Origin of the sequence: Aeromonas sp. FDAARGOS 1404, from assembly GCF_019047085.1 — a bacterium.
Classification (GTDB): Bacteria; Pseudomonadota; Gammaproteobacteria; order Enterobacterales; family Aeromonadaceae; genus Aeromonas; species Aeromonas veronii.
On record NZ_CP077237.1, the window covers coordinates 3634392 to 3654461 of the forward strand.

A 20070-nucleotide genomic window follows, 5' to 3' on the forward strand; every position below is an offset into this window, starting at 1 on the left:
GCAGCCCGGTTGCAGGGACGGTGCCTGTGGCACCCGATGAGGACAAGATGAGGATGCCCCGTGCTTTTTTCAAGTAAAACAGGGGGCTGGCATCGATTCAGGCAGGTTCGCAGCACATCCGGTATTGGGGGTGGCCGGTGAGGGGATCGGACTCCTCGGCCTCGATAACGAAGCCGTGGCGGCGATAGAAACGCACCGCCTGATCATTCTCGACAAAGACCCGGGCGTGGAGCGACGCCCCCTGACGCTTGGCCTCCTGCAGCAGGGCGTGGCCGACGCCGCGGCCCTGACGGTCGGGGCGTACGAACAGGGCGGCGAGATAGTTGTCCACCATCGCCATGAAACCGAGCAGATCGCCGCGTTCCTCGAACACCCAAATGGCGGCGCGATCGAGATAGCGGGTACGCAGATCCTCCTGGGCCTGCCACCAGCAAGAGGCATCGACGAAATCGTGGGCCTGCAGGGAGGCCAGCAACCAGATTTCGACGATCTCTTCCATGTCTTCCGGGCGACTGGGCCGCAACATACCTTCATCCTTATTAACAATTTACTTTCGCAGTCTAGGAGAACTTGATGAACAAACAGGTGACATAAATGAGACCCTGTGAGGTCGATCGTCCTTTATTTAGCGAGAATGATTGGCTGATCACAAAGCGCCTCTCTAGTACAATGCCCGCCGGACAATCTAGAGACCGAGGACGCCATGTGGTTTAAAAACCTGCAGATTTATCGCTTTACCCGCCCCTTTGACCTGACCGTTGATCAGCTGGAAACCCAGCTGGAAGCCTGTGCCTTCACCCCTTGCGGCAGTCAGGACATCTCCCGTTTCGGGTGGGTCAAGCCCCTTGGCAAATTCGGCTCAACCCTGACCCACTCTGCCTCCGGTCACATCCTCATTTGCGCCCGCAAAGAGGAGAAGATGCTGCCCGGTACCGTGGTCAAGGAGATGCTGGCCGAGAAGGTAGAAGCGATCGAGTTCGAACAGGGACGCGCCCTCAAGAAGAAAGAGAAGGAAGCGCTGAAAGAGGAGATCCTCCACACCCTGCTGCCCCGTGCCTTCAGTCGTACCAGCCAGACCTTCGCCTGGATCAATCCGGCCGACAATTTGATGGTGGTGGACGCAGGTTCTGCCAAGAAGGCAGACGATCTGCTGGCGCTGCTGCGCAAATCCATCGGCTCCCTGCCGGTGGTGCCGGTGGCCCTCAAGAACCCGCCCGAGATCACCATGACCGAGTGGTTGAACGAGGGCAATCTGCCCGCCTCCTTCACTCTGGAAGATGAAGCCGAGCTGCGCAGTGCCATGGAGCACGGCGGCATCATCCGCTGCAAGCAGCAGGATCTGATGACGGATGAAATCAAGAACCACCTGGCCAACGACAAGCTGGTGACCAAGCTGGCCCTCAACTGGGGCGAGACCGTCAGCTTCGTGCTGGGGGATGATCTCTCCATCAAGCGTCTGAAATTCAGCGAAGAGCTGCGCGAGCAGAACGACGACGTCACCAGCGAAGATCCTGCCGCCCGTCTGGATGCCGACTTCGCGCTGGTGACCGCCGAGCTGTCCCAGTTTATCCCGGCGCTGTTTGCCGCCCTGGGTGGCGAAGAGCAGTCCATCTAAGCGAACTGGCTCTACCTGATTGAAAAAAACCGCCTTCGGGCGGTTTTTTTATGTCTGTTACGGATAGCCATTATTGATAGATGAGTAAGATATTGATCTTGTTCAATAACTTGAGCTACCAGCGCCAATCGTGACATAGTCCCTCTTCATGGTCATAAAACAGACAAGGAGAGTGTCATGTTGCGCAAACCTCTGGGGCTCGCTATCGCCCTTGCCCTGCTGGCCGGTTGTGCCAGTGACAACGGCTTTCACTACACCCCGCCAGCCCAGACCCTGATCGCGCCGGAAGCCGCCAGTGGCTGGACCGACAAGCAGGGTTGGCAGGGCCATGACTTCATGGTGGCGGCCGCCAACCCGCTGGCGGTGGATGCTGGCTACCAGATCATCAAGGCCGGTGGCAGTGCCGTCGATGCTGCCATTGCGGTGCAGCTGGTGCTGACGCTGGTTGAGCCGCAATCCTCCGGGATCGGTGGCGGAACGCTGCTGCTGGTGTGGGATGGCCGCAAGGTGAGTGCGGTGGATGGCCGCGAGACGGCGCCGGCTGCCGCCACCGACCAGCTGTTTATGCAAGATGGCAAGCCGCTGGCGTTTTATGACGGGGTGGTCGGGGGCCGCTCGGTCGGCGTTCCCGGCACCCTGCGCGCTCTGGCTCTGGCCCATCAGCGTTATGGCAAGCTGCCCTGGGCTGCGCTGTTCGAGCCTGCCATCACGCTGGCAGAACAAGGATTTGTGATAAGTCCACGGCTAGCCACATTGCTGGCCAAGGATCCCTATCTGGCACGGGATCCGCAGGCGCGAGCCTACTTCTATCAGGCGGATGGAAGCCCCAAAACGGCAGGCACCCGGCTTACCAATCCGGCGCTGGCCAAGGTGCTGCGCACTCTGGCCACAGAGGGGGTGGATGCCTTCTATCAAGGGCCGCTGGCGGATGCCATGGTGGCCAAAGTTCGCCAGCATCCCACCAATCCCGGGGTACTGGCGGCCACCGATCTGGCCAGCTATCAGGCCAAAGTGCGTGATGGCCTCTGCTTTGACTATCGCCAGAGCAAGGTCTGCGGCTTTCCCACTCCCTCGTCCGGCACCCTGGCGCTCGGCCAGATTTTCGGCATGCTGGAGAGCCGCGATATGGCTGCCCTCAAGCCGATCACCACGAAGGAGGGGGGACTGGCTGCTTCCAGCGAGGCTATCCACCTCTACAGCGAAGCGGCGCGTCTCGCCTTCGCCGATCGCAACCAGTACGTCGCCGACAGCGATTTTGTCAGCGTGCCGGTGAAGGGGCTGCTGGACAAGGGCTATCTGGCCGAGCGCGGCAAGCTTGTCGGTCAGCACTCCATGGGGATTGCCAAGCCCGGTACGCCGCCACTGGCGCTGGCGCGCGGCAAGGATGCGACTCCGGAACTCCCCTCTACCAGCCATGTCTCGATTGTCGACAAGGCGGGGATGGCCATCTCCATGACCAGCTCCATCGAGGATGGTTTCGGATCGCGTCAGATGGTCAACGGCTACCTGCTCAACAACCAGCTCACCGATTTCTCCTTCACCTCGGTGGATGCTGCCGGTCTGCCGGTGGCAAACCGGGTAGAGCCGGGCAAGCGGCCCCGCTCCTCCATGTCACCCTTGCTGGTGTTTGACAAGCCAAGCGGCGAGCTGACCATGACGCTGGGCTCGCCGGGGGGCTCCGCCATCATCAACTACGTGGGCAAGACCCTGCTCGGTACCCAGGATTGGGGCCTGAACCTGCAACAGGCCATCAACCTGCCCAACTTTGGCAGCCGCAACGGCCCCACCGAGCTGGAAGCGGGACGCACCCCCATGTCGGTGGTCGAGGGATTGAAGGCGAGGGGACATGAGGTGGTACTGAACGAGCAAACCTCCGGCCTGCAGGGGGTTGAGCGCAACACTGGCGGCTGGTTTGGCGCAGTGGATCCGCGCCGGGAAGGGATCGCCAAGGGGGAGTGAGGTTCCCATAGCAACAAGGCCAGCATGATGCTGGCCTTGTTGCTGATGGTGCGCTTATTGGATGCCCAACAGCTCCACGTCAAAGATCAGGACTGATCCCGGCGGGATTTTGCCAGCGGCACGGTCGCCGTAGGCGAGGTTGGCGGGGATGTAGAAACGGGTCTTCTCACCTTCCACCATCAGCTGTACCCCTTCGGTCCAGCCAGCGATCACCTGATTGAGGCCAAACTCGATGGGCTCGCCACGGGCGACCGAGCTGTCAAAGACTGTGCCGTCCAGCAGCTTGCCCTCGTAGTGCACCTTCACCTTGCTGGTGGCGGTGGGGTGAACGGTGCCGGTGCCCGGGGTCAGCACTTCGTACTGCAGGCCGGAGGCGGTGGTGGTCACCAGCGGCTTCTCCTTGTTGCTGGCGAGGAACTCGGCGCCAATCCGCACGTTGTCAGCCGCCAGCTTCTTGTTGTTGCTGCTGGAGTAGAAGTAGTAGGCCACACCGGCGATGAGCAGCGCGATCAGTATGAATTTCATCGGTTTTTCCTGTTCCATGAAATGTAAAAAGTGCAATGAGGGCGCCATCTTATCGCGCACCGCCCCTGATGGCGAGCCACAGGGCGGGAGGATGTGAGCGGGCAGGCAAAGCTCGGAGACGCAGACGAAAAAAGGGGCGAGTCGGTGACTCGCCCCTTGTCATGGCGGCTGCGCTTACTTGGCGGCCACCATCATCAAGGCGGGCAGGGCGAAGAAGAGACCCGTCACATAACCCAGAGCCAGCAGCTTGTTCTCGCTGCCTACCCGTGCCAGCCCCTCGGCGGCGCGTACCGGCAGGTCGCGCAGGAAGGGGATGCCATAGATGATGACCACGGCAAAGAGGTTGAACAGCACGTGGACCAGCGCGATGGTCAGGGCCAGCTGGGCACCGGCTCCGCTGATGGCGGTGGCAGCCAGCAGGGCGGTGATGGTGGTACCGATATTGGCCCCTAGGGTGAAGGGGTAGAGCTGACGGGTGCTGAACACGCCGCCGCCGGCCAGCGGGATCATCAGGCTGGTGGTGGTGGAGGAGGATTGCACCATGATGGTCACCAGCGCACCGGAGGTGATGCCGGTCAGCGGGCCACGGCCCAGCGCCTTGTGCAGCAGCTCTTTGGCTCGGCCAACCAGTACCTGTTGCAGCACTTTGCCGAGATAAGTGACGCAGGCAAGGATCAGCAGGATACCGATGATGATGGTCGCGATGGCGGCACCCTTGCCCGGCAGGAAGGCCACGGCGCTGTCAATCAGCTGCTGGGCCGGTGCGGTCAGCGGCTTCATGAAGTCCATGCCCTTCATCGACATGTTGGCGGAGCCTACCAGCAGGTTGGCCAGCCACTCGGCGCTATGTTGCAGCAGACCGAACATCAGTTCCAGCGGCAGGAAGATGAACACTGCCAGCAGGTTGAAAAAGTCGTGCACGGTGGCGGCGGCGAAGGCGCGGCGGAACTCGGCGCGATCCCGCACATGGCCCATGGAGACAATGGTGTTGGTGATGGTGGTGCCGAGGTTGGCACCCATGACCATGGGGATGGCCATGCTGATGGGCAGGCCGCCAGCCACCAGACCAACGATCACCGAGGTGACGGTGCTGGAGGATTGCACCAGCGCGGTAGCGAGAATACCCAGCAGCAGGGCGACAAAGGGGTTGTTGGCAAAGGCGAAGATCTGGGCTGCGCCCTCGGCGCCGCCGGAGAAATCTTTGAAGCCGTGGGAGATGGCGCCCACGGCAACCAGGATCAGGTAGACCAGTACGATGACACTCATCCAGTTGAACAGGGCGCGGGTCGCGGGCGGCTGTGACAAGGAGTGATGGTGTTGCATAAAGCCTCTTGAGACGGTCGTTCCGTCTTGGGTTGTTGATGACCCGCGCATTTAATCAGTGGTTAATGACAGAAATATGACAAGGTGACACTTTTATGATGGTTTTATGACTTGCTTTGGTGGTTTGCTCGCCAATAGATGATGGGGATGGCGAGAAATATGGCTGGTGACGCCATCCGCCCGGTCTGTTCCGTGCCTACCACTACGGGTAGACAGCGGGAGAGTGGCAATAGTCGAGCCCCATTTTCAGCCCGTCAAATAGCAAAAGGGGAGCCATGGCTCCCCTTCTGTCTATCCGTTATCCGCAAAGGATCAGGCGTCAGCCGCTTCCTCGTACTGGCGGAACGGGATACGGAACACCGCCAGACGCAGGAACAGATAGGTCACGCCGAGGCCAGCCCAGATCAGGCCAAGCTCGAGGGAGCTCTGCTCCAGGTTGATCCAGAGGGCGCCGATGGTGGCGGCACCGAGCAGCGGCATCAGCAGATAGACGATGTGGTCCTTGAGGGTCTTGTTGCGCTTCTCGCGCACCCAGAACTGACCGATCACCGACAGGTTGACGAAGCTGAATGCCACCAGCGCACCGAAGTTGACCAGCGCCAGCGCGGTATCCAGATCAAACGACACGGCGGAGAGGGCCAGACCTCCCACCATCAGCACGTTGATGGCCGGAGTACGATATTTCGGGTGGATATAGCCAAACACCCGCTCCGGGATCATCCGGTCACGCCCCATCACGTAGAGGATGCGCGAGACACCGGCGTGAGCCGCCATGCCGGAGGCCAGTACCGCGACCGTGGTGCAGACCAGAACCACGGATTGGAAGAAGGTGCCGCCAACGTAGAGAGCGATCTCCGGCAGTACCGCATCCGGATGCTGGAAGCGGGCGAGGCTCGGGAAGTAGAGCTGCAGGCAGTAAGAGACCACCACGAAGATGATGCCGCCGATAAGGGCAGTCAGCACGATCGCCTTGGGGATCACCTTGCCGGCATTCGGAGTCTCTTCGGAGAGGGAGCTCAGACCGTCAAAGCCCAGGAACGAGAAGCAGAGAATGGTCGCACCGGTAAAGAGCGGTACCAGCTGTGCTGACTCGAAGTGGAACGGACGGCTGCTCATCAGGGTACCAGCCCCTTCACCGTGGTAGATGCCCCACGCCATCAGGCCGATAAAGAGGGTGATGATGGCCAGCTGGATCACCACGATCAGACCGTTGAAGTTGGCCACCAGATTGATGCCGCGCAGGTTCAGGAAGGTCATCACGGTCACCAGACCGAAGATGAACACCCAGGGCTCGACGCCCGGGAACATGGCGGTCAGGTAGATCTTGGCCAGCAGAATGTTGATCATCGGCATGAACATGTAGTCGAGCAGGGATGACCAGCCGACCATGAAACCGACGTAGGGGTTGAACACCTTCTGGGCATAGGTATAGGCAGAGCCCGCAGAGGGGAACTTGCGTACCAGATGTCCGTAGCTGAAAGCGGTGAGCAGGATGCCACCCAGAGCCAGCAGATAGGCGGTGGCGACCCGGCCATCGGTGATGTCACCGACGATGGCGAAGGTGTCGAAGACAGCCATGGGGGTCAGATAGGCCAGACCCATCACAATCACTTGTGTCAGGGTAAGGGTCTTGAGCAGCTTGGCGTTTTGCGATGCCATTACGCTTTCTCCTCAATCAGTGCCGCAGCACGTGCTTGCAACGAGCGCAGGGATACGATGGATTCGCAAGCCTGTACATCAAGGGCGCCGGGGAGGCGCATACCGGGCTGTACCGGCAGGAAAGCATTAAAACGCCCCATTGTTATCCTCTCAACGTCGGGAGATTGTTTGGCAATCTCGAATATCACTTCCGGAAACGTTCCGGCCTCTTGTGGTGGGTTTGTACTGCACTTCAAAAATACAAAAACCGATGTCGCAGTGAACATCGGTCCTTTATTGGCGGCGTATTGTGCATTCGGTCAGCCCCCTTGACAAGCAAAAAAGGGCAGATTAACGCATTTTTTTGCATACGCACGGAGCAGGTAAGTGGTCACTCGCCCCCTGCAGCCGTCCCCGAGCCGCTCCCCCTTTTTCGGGGGGGAAGAGAACCCTGTCATGGCGTATGAAAAATCGGCAAATCGGGGCTGCAGGGTGCATAGCGCCTCAACATTGATCCTGATCATATTTGGTGGCGTTCCCCCGGGCTCGAGTCCTGCGAGCTTATCGGCTGGTGGGGGATGGGAGGGGGTGAAGTGGAAAAAGAGTGGCTGCATATCCATTCACATTAATGACTGAGGATAGAAGGCAACGCGGCTCGGGCCATGGCACGGCGAGCAGTCCAGCTGGGTAGTTATTTGAAATCAGTCACACTTCCTGCAGAAACCGCATTTCTGGCAACCCGTGCTGCTGGCCACCAGAGCACCGCAAAAACAACAAGGAGCCCGCGGGCTCCTTGTTCTCTATCGGGGGGAGGGGCGCCAGCGGTTACTGGGCGATCTCCACCTTGTCGGCGGTATGCAGCGGGATGCGGAACACGGTGAGGCGCAGGAACAGGTAGATGGCCCCCAGCGCCGCCCAGATCAGCCCCAGCTCGAAGGAGGAGGGCTCGAGGTTGAGCCACAGTACCCCGATACAGGCGGCGCCACAGAGCGGCAGCAGCAGATACATCAGGTGATCCTTGAGACACTTGTTGCGGCCCAGCTTCACATAGAAGTGGGCAATCACCGCCAGATTGACGAAGGTGAAGGCCACCAGGGCGCCGAAGTTGATCAGCGCCAGCGCCATCTCCAGATCCAGCGACACCGCAGAGAGGGCCAGCAGGCCGACCAGCAGCACGTTGAACGCCGGAGTCTGCCACTTCGGATGGATGTAGCCGAAGAAGCGGGCAGGCAGGGCGCGATCACGACCCATTACGTAGAGCAGGCGCGATACGCCGGCGTGGGAGGCGAGCCCCGAGGCCAGCACCGCTACTGTGGTGCAGACCAGCACCACCGCCTGGAACAGCTTGCCGCCGACATAGAGGGCGATCTCCGGCAGTACCGCATCCGGATGCTGGAAGCGGGAGATGTCCGGGAAGTAGAGCTGCAGGAAGTAGGAGGTGGTGACGAACAGCACACCGCCAATCAGCGCCGTCAGCACGATGGCGCGGGGGATCACCCGATCCGCGTCCGGGGTCTCTTCCGACAGGGTACTGATGGCATCAAAACCGAGGAACGACAGACAGAGGATGGAGGCCCCCATCAGCAGCGGTGACACCTGGATCTGCTCGGAGAAGAAGGGACGGCTGCTGGCCACGGTCCCCAACCCTTCACCGTTGTGAACGCCCCAGGCGATCAGGCCGATGAAGATGGCGATGATGCTGAACTGCATCACCACGATCAGGCTGTTGAAGTTGGCCACCAGCTTGATGCCGCGCAGGTTGAGGGCGGTCATCACCGCCGCCAGACCGAAGATATAGGTCCAGGGCTCCACGTTCGGGAAGAGGGCTTCGAGATAGATCTTGGCCAGCAGCATGTTGATCATCGGCATGAACATATAGTCGAGCAGGGAGGTCCAGCCCACCATAAAGCCGACATAAGGGTGGAACACCTTCTGGGCATAGGTATAGGCGGAGCCTGCCGACGGGAACTTGCGCACCAGATGGCCGTAGCTCAGGGCAGTGAACAGCATGCCGATGAGGGCAAACAGGTAGGCGGTCGGCACATGGCCTTCGGTGATCTCGGTGACGATGCCGAAGGTGTCGAACACCGCCATGGGGGTGAGGTACGCCAGTCCCATAACCACGACCTGCCACAGTTTGAGGGTCTTTTTCAGACCAACCTGCTGGGCCGCCATTATGCATGTTCCTCATGCAGTGCCAGAGTGGCACGGTCCATCAACGAAACCGGGAGAGAGGCCCGGGAATCAAGGGCGCCAGGGCGGCGCACACCGGCCATGGCCGGTTGGAAAGCATTGAGATGCCCCATGTTGTTCCTCACTAGACTTGGTGTCGGGAGACTGCTGCCAATCTCGCTATCTTTTCCGGGGGTGATCCGGCCTCGTTTATGGGTGTGTTCACTGTCTAAAAAAGAACCGATGCCATTGTTTTACATCGGTTCTTTCAGTGGCGGCGCATTGTGCATTTGCAGGGCCCCCTTGACAAGAAAAAAAGGGGGCAAAATTGCATTTATTTGCACAGGTAAGTGGTCACTTTCCTGCTGGTCAGGCCAGCACGGCCTCCAGTGATTTTTCAAGGAGTTGCAGCCCCTCGTCAATCACTGCCGCAGGGGCTGTCAGGGGGGCGAGAAAACGGATGACATTTGCGCGCACCCCGCATGAGAGCAGGACCAGACCCTGTTTGCCCGCCTCGGCCACCAGTCGTTTGGTAAGGTCGGGATCGGGCTGGCTGGCATCACGGCGTTTCACCAGCTCCATGGCCACCATGGCACCGGGGCCGCGAATTTGACCTATGCAGTCAAAACGCTCGGCTATGCGTTCCAGCCCCGCCTTGATCTGCTCCCCCTGATCCAGCGCTTTCTGGTTGAGTTTCTCTTCTTCGATCACCTGCAAGACCGCCAGCGCGGCGGCGCAGGCGATGGGGGATCCCGCATAGGTACCACCCAGGCCACCCGGCTTGGCCGAGTTCATGATCTCCGCCTTGCCCACCACGGCTGACAGGGGGAAGCCACCCGCCAGACTCTTGGCCAACGTCATGATGTCGGGTTCAACCCCCGAATACTCGGTGGCGAAGGTCTTGCCGGTGCGGCAAAAACCGCTCTGGATCTCGTCGCAGATCAGCAGAATGCCGTGCTGGTCGCAGACGCTGCGCAGCTTCTGCATAAAGCTCGGGGAGGCGGGATAGAAGCCACCTTCACCCTGCACCGGTTCGATGATGATGGCGGCGACGCGATTCGGCTCGATATCGGCGCTGAAGCAGAGCTCGAGGGCGTGCAGGGCATCCTCTTCACTCACCCCGAGATAATCGGCGGGGAAGGGGATGTGGTAGACCTCCCCCGGGAAGGGGCCAAAGCCGGTCTTGTAGGGCACCACCTTGCCGGTGAGTGCCATCCCCATCATGGTGCGGCCGTGAAAGCCCCCCTTGAAGGCGATGGTACCGCTGCGACCGGTGTGGGCGCGGGCAATCTTGATGGCGTTCTCGACCGCCTCGGCGCCGGTAGAGAGAAACAGGGTGCGCTTCGGCGTCGGGCCAGGCACCAGGGCGTTGAGCTTTTCGGCAAGCTCGATATAGCCGGGGTAGGGGGTGACCTGAAAGCAGGTGTGGCTGAACTTTTCCAGCTGCTCGCGCACCGCCGCCACCACTTTGGGGTGGTTGTGGCCGGTGTTGAGCACGGCGATGCCGGAGGCAAAGTCGATGTAGCGGTTGCCCTCCACATCCCACAGCTCGGCGTTTTGCGCCCGGTCGATAAAGACCGGCAGCAGGGTGCCAACGCCATTGACCACTGATGCTTCGCGGCGCGCTTGCCACGCCTTGTTTGATTCTGACTGACTCATCTTTCCTCCCTGAGGGGCCGCAGCCCCCGATATTCCCTGAAAATGTGGCAGGCGTTTTGGCGCCCATCACCGCCGATCAGCCCATCGGGCCAGATCGGCGGCGCCTTGTCTCTCTGTTGCTGCCCTAGCGAATGGCGCCAAAGCAGAGGTATTTGGTCTCCAGATACTCCTCCAGCCCCTCGGCGGCCCCTTCCCGGCCCAACCCCGACTCCTTGATGCCGCCAAAGGGGGCCAGCTCGGTCGAGATGATCCCCTCGTTGATGCCGACCATGCCGTACTCCAGCTGCTCGGCGACGCGCCATACCCGTGCGATATCGCGTCCATAGAAGTAGGCGGCCAGGCCATAAGGGGTGTCGTTGGCAATGGCGATGGCTTCGGCTTCCGTCTCGAAGCGCACTAGCGGGGCGATCGGTCCGAAGATCTCCTCCTGCAGAATGGGGTTGGTTTTATCCACCTTGCCCAGAATGGTGGGGCGGTAAAAAAGGGGACCGGCGGGGTGGGCTTCGCCCCCCAGCAGCACTTCGGCACCGGCGGCGACCGATTGCTGCACCAGCTCGGCCACCTTGCTGGCGGCGGTGGGGTTGATGAGCGGGCCGATCTGGGTGCCCTCCGCCATGCCATCTCCCACCTTGAAGGCGGCGACGGCGGCAGTCAGCTTCTCGGCGAAGGCGTCATAGACGCTGGCCTGCACCAGAATGCGGTTGGCGCAGACGCAGGTCTGCCCGGCGTTGCGGTATTTGGAGGCGAGCGCCCCTGCCACGGCGGCGTCGAGGTCGGCGTCGTCAAAGACGATAAAGGGGGCGTTTCCACCCAGCTCCAGCGACAGCTTTTTCATGGTGTCGGCGCACTGGCGCATCAGCAGCTTGCCGATGCGGGTAGAGCCGGTGAAGGAGAGCTTGCGCACCACCGGATTGCTGCACAGCTCGTTGCCCACCGCACTCGCCTGATGGCTGGTGACGATATTGATGACACCGGCGGGGATGCCCGCCTGCTCGGCAAGCAGCGCCAGTGCCAGCGCGCAGAGCGGCGTTTCGGCGGCAGGCTTGATGACGATGGTGCAACCGGCGGCCAGCGCCGGGCCCGCCTTGCGGGTGATCATGGCAATCGGGAAGTTCCACGGAGTGATGGCGGCGACGACTCCGACCGGCTGCTTGATGGTGGCCAGCCGGCGATCGCCGCTAAAGCCCGGGATGGTGCGGCCATAGGCGCGCTTGCCCTCTTCGGCGAACCACTGGATAAAGCTGGCGCCGTAGGTCACTTCCCCCTTGGCTTCCGCCAGCGGCTTGCCCTGCTCGCAGGTCATGATGCGGGCCAGTTCATCGCTGTGGGCGGTGATGGCGGCAAACCAGGCGTAGAGCTTGTTGCTGCGCTCCTTGGCGGTGAGGGCTGCCCAGGCGGGTTGCGCCGCGTGGGCGGCCGCGATGGCGCGGCGGGTATCCTCTTCATTCATGTCGGGCACCTGAGTGATCACGGCACCGGTAGCCGGATTGGTGACCTCGAAGGTGCGGCCGCTGGCGGCCTCGCACCACTGTCCATCTATATAGGCGCGGGATGTGATCAAGCTGGAGTGGGATGTTGTTCCTGACATGAGAAGCCTCGAGTGTGGGTCAGAGCAGCTGGTTGCCGGAGTGAGCCGGCCCTTCCTGCGCCGCTGCCGTATAAAATAATAAGCACAGGAAGACCATAATTTGAGCTGAAATGTTTTTCAAGTGTTAAATATATTTGAATTGCTGGGGGGCGCCATGCTAGAAAATGGGCTGTGTAGCGCGCTTTCTCCGGTTCACTGGCAGGCTGCAAGTGGGCAGATGACCGGGGGATGGTAAATCAGGTGTGCAAAATAATGAACGGTTTCGCTGTGTAACATAGTGAACGGCAAGGGAAAGCTGGTCGGCTATTTTAACCAGCAGGGTAAACGGGCTGCGCCTGATCCAATGCGATCACGCGCAAGCAGGAGAGGCTGATGATGCAAGGATGCAGACATGGCGCAGAAGGGGGCCTTTCATGAGCGGGCCACAGAGCCGGGAGGACGTGGCTCGACCGGTGAGTGGGACTGACGCCGGGGCGCGCACCATGGGGGAACGGCTGGCGGCGGTACGCCATCAGCTGGGGCTCTCCCAGCGGCGGGCGGCCGAGTTGAGTGGCCTGACTCATGGCGCCATCTGCATGATCGAGCAGGACAAGGTGAGCCCCTCGGTCGCCTCCCTGCAAAAGCTGCTCACCATCTACGGCCTGCCGCTGTCGCGGTTTTTCGCCGAGGAGGAGAGCCGCACTCCGGAGGTGGTGATCAAGGCGGATCAGCTGATCGAGCTAGGCAGTCAGGGGGTCTCCCTCAAGTTGGTGCACAACGGCAACAACCGTCGCCAGCTCGGCTTTATGCTGGAAACCTATCCCCCCGGCACCGACACCGGCGGTCAGGTGACCCATCAGGGGGAGGAGGTCGGCACTGTGCTGGAGGGGTCGGTGATCCTGACGGTGGCGGGCCAGAGTTATCAGCTGGAGGCGGGCGACAGCTATGTGATCGACACCGGCGAGCCCCACAGCTTCAGCAATCCGTCGGGGGAGACCTGTCGCATCGTCAGCGCACACACCCCGGCGAGCTTTTAATCCTGACAGTAGTTTGGCAACCGAACCGGTAAGGAAACAGGGATCATGACCGAACATGTAAACAGTTACTACGCAGCCAGCGCCAATAAACACGCGCCCTATCCGACATTGACCGAGCAGCTGGAGTGCGATGTCTGCGTCATCGGTGCGGGTTATACCGGCCTCTCCAGCGCCCTGCATCTGGTAGAGAAGGGCTACAAGGTGGTGGTGCTGGAGGCCGCACGAGTCGGCTTTGGCGCCAGCGGCCGCAACGGCGGCCAGATCGTCAACTCCTACAGCCGCGACATCGACACCATAGAAGCGAACTGCCCGCCGGATCAGGCCAGGCTGCTCGGTTCCATGTTGTTTGAGGGGGGCCAGATCATCCGCGAGCGGATCAAGCGCTACAACATTCAGTGCGATCTGCAGGAGGGGGGGGTCTTTGCCGCCGAGACCGAGAAGCAGCTGCACGAGCTCAAGGCGCAGAAGGCGCGCTGGGAGAAGTGGGGCAACGACCAGCTGGAGCTGCTCGATGCCAAGGGGGTGCGCGAGGTGGTCGCGAGCGATCGCTACGTCGGCGCCCTGCTCGACAAGAGCGGCGGCCATATCCACCCCCTCAATCTGGCGTTGGGGGAGGCGGAAGCCATCCGCATCCAGGGGGGGCAGATCTTCGAACAATCCGCCGTCACCAGCATCACCCCGGGGCAGCCAGCCTTGGTCAAGACCGCCAAGGGGGCGGTGAAGGCGCGCTTTGTGGTGGTGGCGGGCAACGCTTACCTCGGTAATCTGGTGCCGGAACTGGCCAGCAAGAGCATGCCTTGCGGCACCCAGGTGATCGCCACCGAAGTGCTGGGAGAGGAGCGGGCCCGTTCACTGCTGCCGCAAAACTACTGTCTGGAGGATTGCAATTACCTGCTCGACTACTACCGCACCTCCGGCGATCACCGGCTGCTCTATGGCGGCGGTGTGGTTTATGGCGCGCGGGATCCGGCGGATATCGAGCGGCTGATCATCCCCAAGATGCTCAAAACCTTCCCGCAACTGGCTGACGTCAAGGTGGAGTACACCTGGACCGGCAACTTCCTGCTCACCCTGTCGCGGCTGCCGCAGTTTGGTCGCATCGGGCCCAACATCTACTACATGCAGGGTTACAGCGGCCACGGTGTTACTTGCACTCATCTGGCGGGCAAGCTGCTCTCGGAGGTGCTGAGCGGTCAGGCGGAGCGCTTCGATGCCTTTGCCAAACTGCCGCACTACCCCTTCCCGGGTGGCCGCCTGTTCCGCATCCCCTTCACCGCCGCGGGCGCCGCCTGGTACACCCTGCGCGACCGCTTGGGGGTATAAAGGGCTGCCCAGAGAGAAATGTGGGTTGGTGGGTGCCGCTTAGATAGCGCTGACGTCAACACCAATACCGGAAACAATAAGGCCACCGCGAGGGTGGCCTTATTGTTTATCAAGCAGCAGCGCGCTGATTAGCTGTAGAAGGCTTCAACGGTGCCCTTGAGCTTGATCAGGATGGGCTGACCACGGCGATCCAGCGCTTTGGGGGAGGGGATCTTTACCCAACCTTCGCTGATGCAGTACTCCTCGACATCGGTGCGCTCTTTGCCGTTCAGGCGAATACCGATCGGGTGCTCGAAGCAGGCGGCCACATAGTGAGGGCTGCGGGGATTGCAGGAGAGGTGATCCGGCAGAGCCGGTTTGGTGCTGGTATCGCTCATCGATATAACCCGAAATGAATAAAAAGTGGGTCATTGTAGAGAATGCCGTCATGGCATTCAAGGCGGCCACAAAACAGGCAAAGCGTGCTCGCCATCGCTATGGGAAACCCGCTTAATCCCGTTGCCAATGCATCACCAACTCGGGGTGGCCGCTATGCTCGCATAACTGCTGCTCACCCTCTTTGAAACCGTTGCGGGAATAGAAGCGCCGCGCCTGCTCATTTTCGGCGTAGACCGTCAACTCGAGTCGATCATATTGGGCTTTGAGGTGTTCGATCAGTTGGCGACCCAGCCCGTGTGATTGGTGATCTGGGGAGATAAACAGGGCGGCAACAGACCCCTGATACCAGGAGATAAAGCCCAGTAGCAGTCCATCCTCCTCATAGCCCCAGCTCTGGCTGGCGGGCAGGTAGATATCGCGCATCGCTGCCTGTTGCTCACGCCAAAAGGTGGCGGGAATAAAGTCGTGGGCCTGCACCGATGCCTGATACCAGAGCTCGACGGCGGCATCCAGATCGGTGGCAGATAATGGGCGGATCATATTGGCCTCGACTGTAAAGAGTGGCCGCACGATATGCCCGATCCATGTCGTGTTATCGGGCATATCGTCTATCGCAGGCTGGCTACTATTTGCGGGTCAGCTTGTCGAGGTAGCCCATGGCGAAGGCCGAGAGGACAAAGGTGATGTGGATCAGCAGGTACCACTTGATCTTGTCGTTGGGGAGGTTTTCGGCATTCATAAACACCTTGAGCAGGTGAATGGAGGAGATGGCGACAATGGAGGCGGCGACCTTGTTTTTCAGGGAGCCGGCATCGAGCTTGCCGAGCCACACCAGTTTGTCGCTCTCATCCCCGACATCTAGGCGCGAGACGAAGTTCTCATAGCCGGAAAACATCACCATCACGATAAGTCCCCCCACCAGGGTGATATCGATCAGCGACAGTGTGACCAGCACCAGATCCACCTCTTTCATCTCCAGTATGTTGGGCAGGATATGGAGGATCTCCTGAAAGAATTTCACTCCCAGTGCCAGCAGTATGAGGCTGAGCCCAAGATAAATGGGGGCCATGATCCAGCGGGATGCGTACATCAATCTTTCAAACATGTTTTCCATAGTGCGATTACAGGTCCATCAAATGGTTAACAAACGAGTCGGCCATAGCTTAACCGAGATGCCTCACATCTCAAGCATCTCGATAGCATATTGCTGAATTGGGTGGTGTCAGGCAGGAGTTTTTAACCCTGGGTAGGGCAGTGCAGCGGGTGGCAGAGGGCCCGTGGTCGGGCCTATCCGGTGTCAGGGCAGATCCAGGGTAAAGCGGGCGCCGCCGAGGGGGGATTCATCGACCCGGATCTGGCCGCCGTAGCTGTGGACGATTTCGGTCACCACCGCCAGTCCTATGCCCTGACCGGGTGAACTGTCTGCCCGCACGCCGCGCTGGAAGATCTGCTCCGATTTGGCCGGATCGATACCCGGGCCATCATCTTCCACTTCGATGCGCAGCCGCTCGAGATGGCGGCGTACCGTCACCTTCACTTCGCTGATGGCAAACTTGCAGGCGTTGTCGAGCAGGTTGCCCATCAGCTCCATCAGGTCGCCCTGTTCGCCGTGGAAGAGGGCGTCATCATCGAACTTGAAGTGGGTTTGCAGCTTTTTGTGGCGATAGACCTTGGTCAGGCTGGCCAGCAGTTTTTCAATCAGCGGTACCGGCTCGGTACCCTTGCTGGCAAGGCGCTGGCGGCCGGTTACTGCCCGTCTGAGCTGATACTGGATCATCTGATCCATGGTGAGGATCTGCTCGTTGATGTTGTCGTGGATCTCCCGCCCCAGCTTCACTTCGCGGGTAGTAATCTGGATCAGCGCCAGCCGGGTTTTCAGGCTGTGGGCGAGATCGTTGAGGGCGTGCTGGTAGCGCTGGGTCTGCTGGCGTTCGTTCTCCAGCAGCTGGTTGATGGAGTCGGTCAGCGGGGCCAGCTCCCGCTCAAAATCGCTCGAGAGGTCATCGCGCTTGCCGGCCCGGATATCGTCGATCTGACGGGCGATGGTGCGCAGTGAGCTGAGGCTCCAGAAGGTGGTGAGCAGCAGCAGCCCGGCCAGCAGCATATAGGCGAGCAGCGCCTGTTTGGCGGTCTGGTAGAGATAGGTGCGGGACTCTTCGTGATAGCGTTTGGCCGAGTCGATCATCACCACGTAGTAGGCGGTGGTGCCGCTGCCGGGATTGCGGATAAACCGCAGGCTGTAGACGAAGTAGCTCTCGCCGTTCTTGATGGTGTGCTTCTTGAAGAAGTAGTCGAGATCCATCCCCCCCAGATACTTCATCAGATCGCCGCAGATGGTCTGTTTGGCCTTGATCACCTCCGGCATATGGAGGCTCGACCAGACCAGATCGCCATCGGCGCGGCAGATCAGGGTATCGAGGTTGCGATCCCCTGCACCACGGGATATCCGTCCCAGCTCGACGTTCGACCCCTTGTCATCCGGCTCGGTGGAGGAAAACAGCTTGGCCAGGTTCTCCTGCATCCGGGCGCTGGCCTTCTGGGTCTGCTCCTCGACGTGGCCAAGATAGAGGGCGTAGACGGCAAACCCCATGATCAGCGCGATGACCAGCAGCGAGCTGAGCAGCAGTTTGATGTGCAGTGAGCTGCGGATCATCTTGATGGGGCGCGGCAGATGAAACTGCATCAGTTACAGGAGAGGTTGAAGATATAACCCTGACGCCGGATGGTGGAGATGGGTTGAATCGTCCCCTCCGGATCCAGCTTCTTGCGCAGGCGGCTCACCATCACCTCGATGGTGTTGGGGTCCCCTTCGCCGTCGCCGTAGAGCTGGTCGAGCAGTTGCTGCTTGGAGACCACCTGACGGGCATTGCGCATCAGGTACTCCAGAATGAGGTATTCAAAGCTGGTGAGCACCGCCACTTCTCCGGCGATAGTCAGCTCCTTGCGGGAGAGATCCAGCTCGTAATCACCGGCTTTCACCTTGGGCGAGATAAAACCGGCGCTGCGGCGCACCAGCGCATTGAGTCGGGCCAGCAGCTCATCTTTCTGGAACGGTTTGACCAGATAGTCATCAGCACCTGCTTCCAGTCCTTCGACCTTGTCCTGCCAGTTGCCACGGGCGGTCAGCACAATGATGGGGAAGGGGATCTGCCGTTCACGCAGTTGCCGGATCAGTTGCAGGCCGTCCATATCGGGCAGACCGAGGTCGATGATGGCCACATCAATGGGATAGTCGGCGGCGTAGTGCAGTGCAATCCCGGCCTGGTCGGTGCTGTAGACCTGATTGTCGGCTTCGGTCAGCAGAGAGGAGAGGTGGTGATTGAGCAGCTTGTCGTCTTCGACCAACAGAATTTTCATGATGTGAGCGGTCATAGGGATCCAGGCTGTCAATTAGAAAGTGTATGTCGCTTCGAGTCAATTCGAATCCTAATGCATCCCGGCTGTATCGGGACTGAATCAGCGGGACTTCAGAGTTCGCATCAACTGGTCGTTTAACCATGGTCCGGGTTGTCGATGGCATGCTGGTCGGCAGCCATGTTGCGAAAGGTTTGATGTGATGAGAGAGATGGCCGGAAGGCTGCTGGCGCGACTGCAACAGCGTGAGCGCAGCGACCTCCTCTATATTGTCTGGCTCTGCTGGGGGGCAGCCTTGCTGCTCTACGTGCTGGGGTCGCCCTGTTTTCTGTGGCCAGTGGCGCCGATGCCGCTGGTTCTGCTTGTGTGGTTGGTGGAGAGAGTACGGATGTTTGGAAGAAACAAAGGTGGTGCGGCTACTGCGTCGGCCGGGGCCACTGTGATTGCAGCCGGTGCCCGCTTCAAGGGCGAGTTGCAGGTGGAGGGGGATCTGGAGGTGCGCGGTCAGATCAATGGCACCATCCAGCTCATCGGTGGTGTGCTGCGCATCATGCAGGGCGGCAGTGTTGAGGGAGAGGTGAGTGCGCCCCACGTGATCATCAATGGTCTGCTGGAAGGCACCTGTACCTCCGCCGAGGTGGAGATCCTGGAGAGCGGCAAGATGCAGGGGATCTTCAAGGGGGGCAGTCTCTCCATCTGCAAAGGCGGCAACTTTGTTGGCCAGTCCCAGCCCACCGTGGCCGGCAAGGCCGATCCCGTGTTGCAAGCCTTGTCTGAAAACAGTTCGTCCGGGAGCAAGCAGCCGGAGAGCAAGAACAATGTGAAAAAGCTGCCGCACGAGCCGAAAGGCAAGCCGACTGAGGAGCTGGCCAAGCAGGCGTGATGCCGTTTGCCAGTAGTGCAGATGACGCTTGTTCAGGAAAACAGAGAGGGGGCCACGATGGCCCCCTCTGCATTTCCCCGTTACCCGTTAGCTGCGGCGCGGCGGCAGCATATTGGTGAGGGTGTTGTCTTTGAGAATATGGTGATGATAGAGGGCGGCCAGCGTGTGCAGGCCGATCAGGGCGTAACCGATATTACCCAGCGTCTCGTGCACCTCCTTGATCAGCCCCTTGAGATCCGGACTTGGGGAGAGCAGGGCAGGCAGCTCAAGCCCGAAGAAGGGGATGGGCTTGCCCGCGGCGCTCAGCAGCAGCCAGCCAAACAGCGGGGTGAGAATAAGAAAACCGTAGAGGGCGAGGTGGGCCAGTTTTGCCAGCTTGTGCATGATCGGGGAGAGCTCGGGCACGATACGGGGCGTCGGGCTCATCCAGCGCAGGGCCAGTCTGACAAACACCAGGGCGAAGATAAGCAGCCCCAGCATAAAGTGCCACTCCTTCATCAGGTCCCTGCCAGGGTCCCCTTTGGGGAAGATATCGCGAAATTCGATCAGGGCGTAGACGGCGATCATGGCCCACAGGGTCAGCCAGTGCAGCCCGATATTCAGGGTGCCATAACGTTGTTCACTGTTCATCAGCATA

At 60.4% G+C, this 20070-nt stretch carries 19 protein-coding genes; 5 read left to right on the top strand and 14 right to left on the bottom strand.

Annotated features, from left to right (window positions below; genetic code table 11):
- Positions 1 to 97: 97 nt before the first annotated feature.
- Positions 98 to 526, bottom strand: a complete 429-nt coding sequence (locus I6L34_RS16980; protein ID WP_040065867.1) for a GNAT family N-acetyltransferase — start codon at positions 524 to 526, stop codon at positions 98 to 100.
- A gap of 177 nt (positions 527 to 703) precedes the next feature.
- On the opposite strand from I6L34_RS16980, the gene rdgC reads away from it, so the two are divergent.
- Both rdgC and ggt read left to right on the top strand, forming a co-directional pair.
- Positions 704 to 1615, top strand: coding sequence for a recombination-associated protein RdgC (gene rdgC, locus I6L34_RS16985; protein ID WP_005347467.1), 912 nt, complete (start codon positions 704 to 706; stop codon positions 1613 to 1615).
- 177 nt (positions 1616 to 1792) lie between these two features.
- Complete coding sequence (gene ggt / locus I6L34_RS16990; protein WP_216955036.1) at positions 1793 to 3574, top strand: gamma-glutamyltransferase; 1782 nt, start codon at positions 1793 to 1795, stop codon at positions 3572 to 3574.
- 54 nt (positions 3575 to 3628) lie between these two features.
- Here the strand turns inward: ggt and I6L34_RS16995 are convergent, their stop codons facing one another.
- From I6L34_RS16995 to I6L34_RS17025, 7 genes are all read right to left on the bottom strand, one after another.
- On the bottom strand, positions 3629 to 4099 hold the full coding sequence (locus I6L34_RS16995; RefSeq protein WP_005347462.1) for an FKBP-type peptidyl-prolyl cis-trans isomerase: 471 nt from the start codon (positions 4097 to 4099) through the stop codon (positions 3629 to 3631).
- Positions 4100 to 4273: 174 nt separating this feature from the next.
- A complete protein-coding gene (locus tag I6L34_RS17000; RefSeq protein WP_064338447.1) occupies positions 4274 to 5422 on the bottom strand; it encodes a sodium:phosphate symporter in 1149 nt (382 codons plus the stop codon).
- Between the two features lie 312 nt (positions 5423 to 5734).
- Positions 5735 to 7081, bottom strand: a complete 1347-nt coding sequence (locus tag I6L34_RS17005) for an APC family permease (protein WP_216953175.1) — start codon at positions 7079 to 7081, stop codon at positions 5735 to 5737.
- Complete coding sequence (locus I6L34_RS17010; RefSeq protein ID WP_021230505.1) at positions 7081 to 7347, bottom strand: hypothetical protein; 267 nt, start codon at positions 7345 to 7347, stop codon at positions 7081 to 7083. The genes I6L34_RS17005 and I6L34_RS17010 overlap by 1 nt, the downstream gene beginning before the upstream one ends.
- A gap of 538 nt (positions 7348 to 7885) precedes the next feature.
- Positions 7886 to 9235, bottom strand: a complete 1350-nt coding sequence (locus tag I6L34_RS17015) for an APC family permease (RefSeq protein WP_005359067.1) — start codon at positions 9233 to 9235, stop codon at positions 7886 to 7888.
- Positions 9236 to 9601: 366 nt separating this feature from the next.
- Complete coding sequence (gene gabT, locus I6L34_RS17020) at positions 9602 to 10891, bottom strand: 4-aminobutyrate--2-oxoglutarate transaminase (RefSeq protein ID WP_216955037.1); 1290 nt, start codon at positions 10889 to 10891, stop codon at positions 9602 to 9604.
- Between the two features lie 124 nt (positions 10892 to 11015).
- Positions 11016 to 12479, bottom strand: a complete 1464-nt coding sequence (locus tag I6L34_RS17025) for an NAD-dependent succinate-semialdehyde dehydrogenase (RefSeq protein ID WP_216955038.1) — start codon at positions 12477 to 12479, stop codon at positions 11016 to 11018.
- A gap of 413 nt (positions 12480 to 12892) precedes the next feature.
- Between I6L34_RS17025 and puuR the strand changes: the two genes are divergently transcribed.
- Both puuR and I6L34_RS17035 read left to right on the top strand, forming a co-directional pair.
- Entirely contained in the window at positions 12893 to 13495 is a 603-nt protein-coding gene (gene puuR, locus I6L34_RS17030; protein WP_216955039.1) for an HTH-type transcriptional regulator PuuR, read from the top strand.
- Positions 13496 to 13540: 45 nt separating this feature from the next.
- A complete protein-coding gene (locus I6L34_RS17035; protein WP_216955040.1) occupies positions 13541 to 14818 on the top strand; it encodes an FAD-binding oxidoreductase in 1278 nt (425 codons plus the stop codon).
- A 128-nt stretch (positions 14819 to 14946) separates the two neighbouring features.
- On the opposite strand, the gene I6L34_RS17040 is transcribed toward I6L34_RS17035, so the two are convergent.
- From I6L34_RS17040 to I6L34_RS17060, 5 genes are all read right to left on the bottom strand, one after another.
- Positions 14947 to 15195: a DUF3297 family protein gene (locus tag I6L34_RS17040; RefSeq protein WP_005338226.1), complete on the bottom strand. Its 249-nt coding sequence runs from the start codon at positions 15193 to 15195 to the stop codon at positions 14947 to 14949.
- A gap of 112 nt (positions 15196 to 15307) precedes the next feature.
- The gene (locus I6L34_RS17045) at positions 15308 to 15736 is read right to left on the bottom strand and encodes an N-acetyltransferase (RefSeq protein ID WP_216955041.1); all 429 of its coding nucleotides are present in this window, start codon (positions 15734 to 15736) and stop codon (positions 15308 to 15310) included.
- Positions 15737 to 15821: 85 nt separating this feature from the next.
- Positions 15822 to 16310, bottom strand: a complete 489-nt coding sequence (locus I6L34_RS17050) for a TIGR00645 family protein (RefSeq protein WP_040065876.1) — start codon at positions 16308 to 16310, stop codon at positions 15822 to 15824.
- Between the two features lie 183 nt (positions 16311 to 16493).
- Positions 16494 to 17879 carry an ATP-binding protein gene (locus tag I6L34_RS17055; RefSeq protein WP_005338217.1) on the bottom strand — a complete coding sequence of 462 codons (1386 nt, stop codon included), beginning with the start codon at positions 17877 to 17879 and terminating at the stop codon, positions 16494 to 16496.
- Complete coding sequence (locus I6L34_RS17060; protein WP_040066247.1) at positions 17879 to 18553, bottom strand: response regulator transcription factor; 675 nt, start codon at positions 18551 to 18553, stop codon at positions 17879 to 17881. Before I6L34_RS17060 ends, I6L34_RS17055 begins: the two co-directional genes overlap by 1 nt.
- A 199-nt stretch (positions 18554 to 18752) precedes the next feature.
- Between I6L34_RS17060 and I6L34_RS17065 the strand changes: the two genes are divergently transcribed.
- Complete coding sequence (locus I6L34_RS17065) at positions 18753 to 19433, top strand: polymer-forming cytoskeletal protein (protein ID WP_201904013.1); 681 nt, start codon at positions 18753 to 18755, stop codon at positions 19431 to 19433.
- Between the two features lie 87 nt (positions 19434 to 19520).
- Here I6L34_RS17065 and I6L34_RS17070 read toward each other — a convergent pair whose 3' ends face one another.
- Entirely contained in the window at positions 19521 to 20069 is a 549-nt protein-coding gene (locus tag I6L34_RS17070) for a cytochrome b (RefSeq protein WP_042052684.1), read from the bottom strand.
- Between the last annotated feature and the right edge of the window lies 1 nt (position 20070).

Coding starts and splice junctions, on each gene's coding strand:
- I6L34_RS16980 (WP_040065867.1), bottom strand. CDS start 526: ATGTTGCGGCCCAGTCGCCCGGAAGACATGGAAGAGATCGTCGAAATC.
- rdgC (WP_005347467.1), top strand. CDS start 704: ATGTGGTTTAAAAACCTGCAGATTTATCGCTTTACCCGCCCCTTTGAC.
- ggt (WP_216955036.1), top strand. CDS start 1,793: ATGTTGCGCAAACCTCTGGGGCTCGCTATCGCCCTTGCCCTGCTGGCC.
- I6L34_RS16995 (WP_005347462.1), bottom strand. CDS start 4,099: ATGAAATTCATACTGATCGCGCTGCTCATCGCCGGTGTGGCCTACTAC.
- I6L34_RS17000 (WP_064338447.1), bottom strand. CDS start 5,422: ATGCAACACCATCACTCCTTGTCACAGCCGCCCGCGACCCGCGCCCTG.
- I6L34_RS17005 (WP_216953175.1), bottom strand. CDS start 7,081: ATGGCATCGCAAAACGCCAAGCTGCTCAAGACCCTTACCCTGACACAA.
- I6L34_RS17010 (WP_021230505.1), bottom strand. CDS start 7,347: ATGTTCACTGCGACATCGGTTTTTGTATTTTTGAAGTGCAGTACAAAC.
- I6L34_RS17015 (WP_005359067.1), bottom strand. CDS start 9,235: ATGGCGGCCCAGCAGGTTGGTCTGAAAAAGACCCTCAAACTGTGGCAG.
- gabT (WP_216955037.1), bottom strand. CDS start 10,891: ATGAGTCAGTCAGAATCAAACAAGGCGTGGCAAGCGCGCCGCGAAGCA.
- I6L34_RS17025 (WP_216955038.1), bottom strand. CDS start 12,479: ATGTCAGGAACAACATCCCACTCCAGCTTGATCACATCCCGCGCCTAT.
- puuR (WP_216955039.1), top strand. CDS start 12,893: ATGAGCGGGCCACAGAGCCGGGAGGACGTGGCTCGACCGGTGAGTGGG.
- I6L34_RS17035 (WP_216955040.1), top strand. CDS start 13,541: ATGACCGAACATGTAAACAGTTACTACGCAGCCAGCGCCAATAAACAC.
- I6L34_RS17040 (WP_005338226.1), bottom strand. CDS start 15,195: ATGAGCGATACCAGCACCAAACCGGCTCTGCCGGATCACCTCTCCTGC.
- I6L34_RS17045 (WP_216955041.1), bottom strand. CDS start 15,736: ATGATCCGCCCATTATCTGCCACCGATCTGGATGCCGCCGTCGAGCTC.
- I6L34_RS17050 (WP_040065876.1), bottom strand. CDS start 16,310: ATGGAAAACATGTTTGAAAGATTGATGTACGCATCCCGCTGGATCATG.
- I6L34_RS17055 (WP_005338217.1), bottom strand. CDS start 17,879: ATGCAGTTTCATCTGCCGCGCCCCATCAAGATGATCCGCAGCTCACTG.
- I6L34_RS17060 (WP_040066247.1), bottom strand. CDS start 18,553: ATGAAAATTCTGTTGGTCGAAGACGACAAGCTGCTCAATCACCACCTC.
- I6L34_RS17065 (WP_201904013.1), top strand. CDS start 18,753: ATGAGAGAGATGGCCGGAAGGCTGCTGGCGCGACTGCAACAGCGTGAG.
- I6L34_RS17070 (WP_042052684.1), bottom strand. CDS start 20,069: ATGCTGATGAACAGTGAACAACGTTATGGCACCCTGAATATCGGGCTG.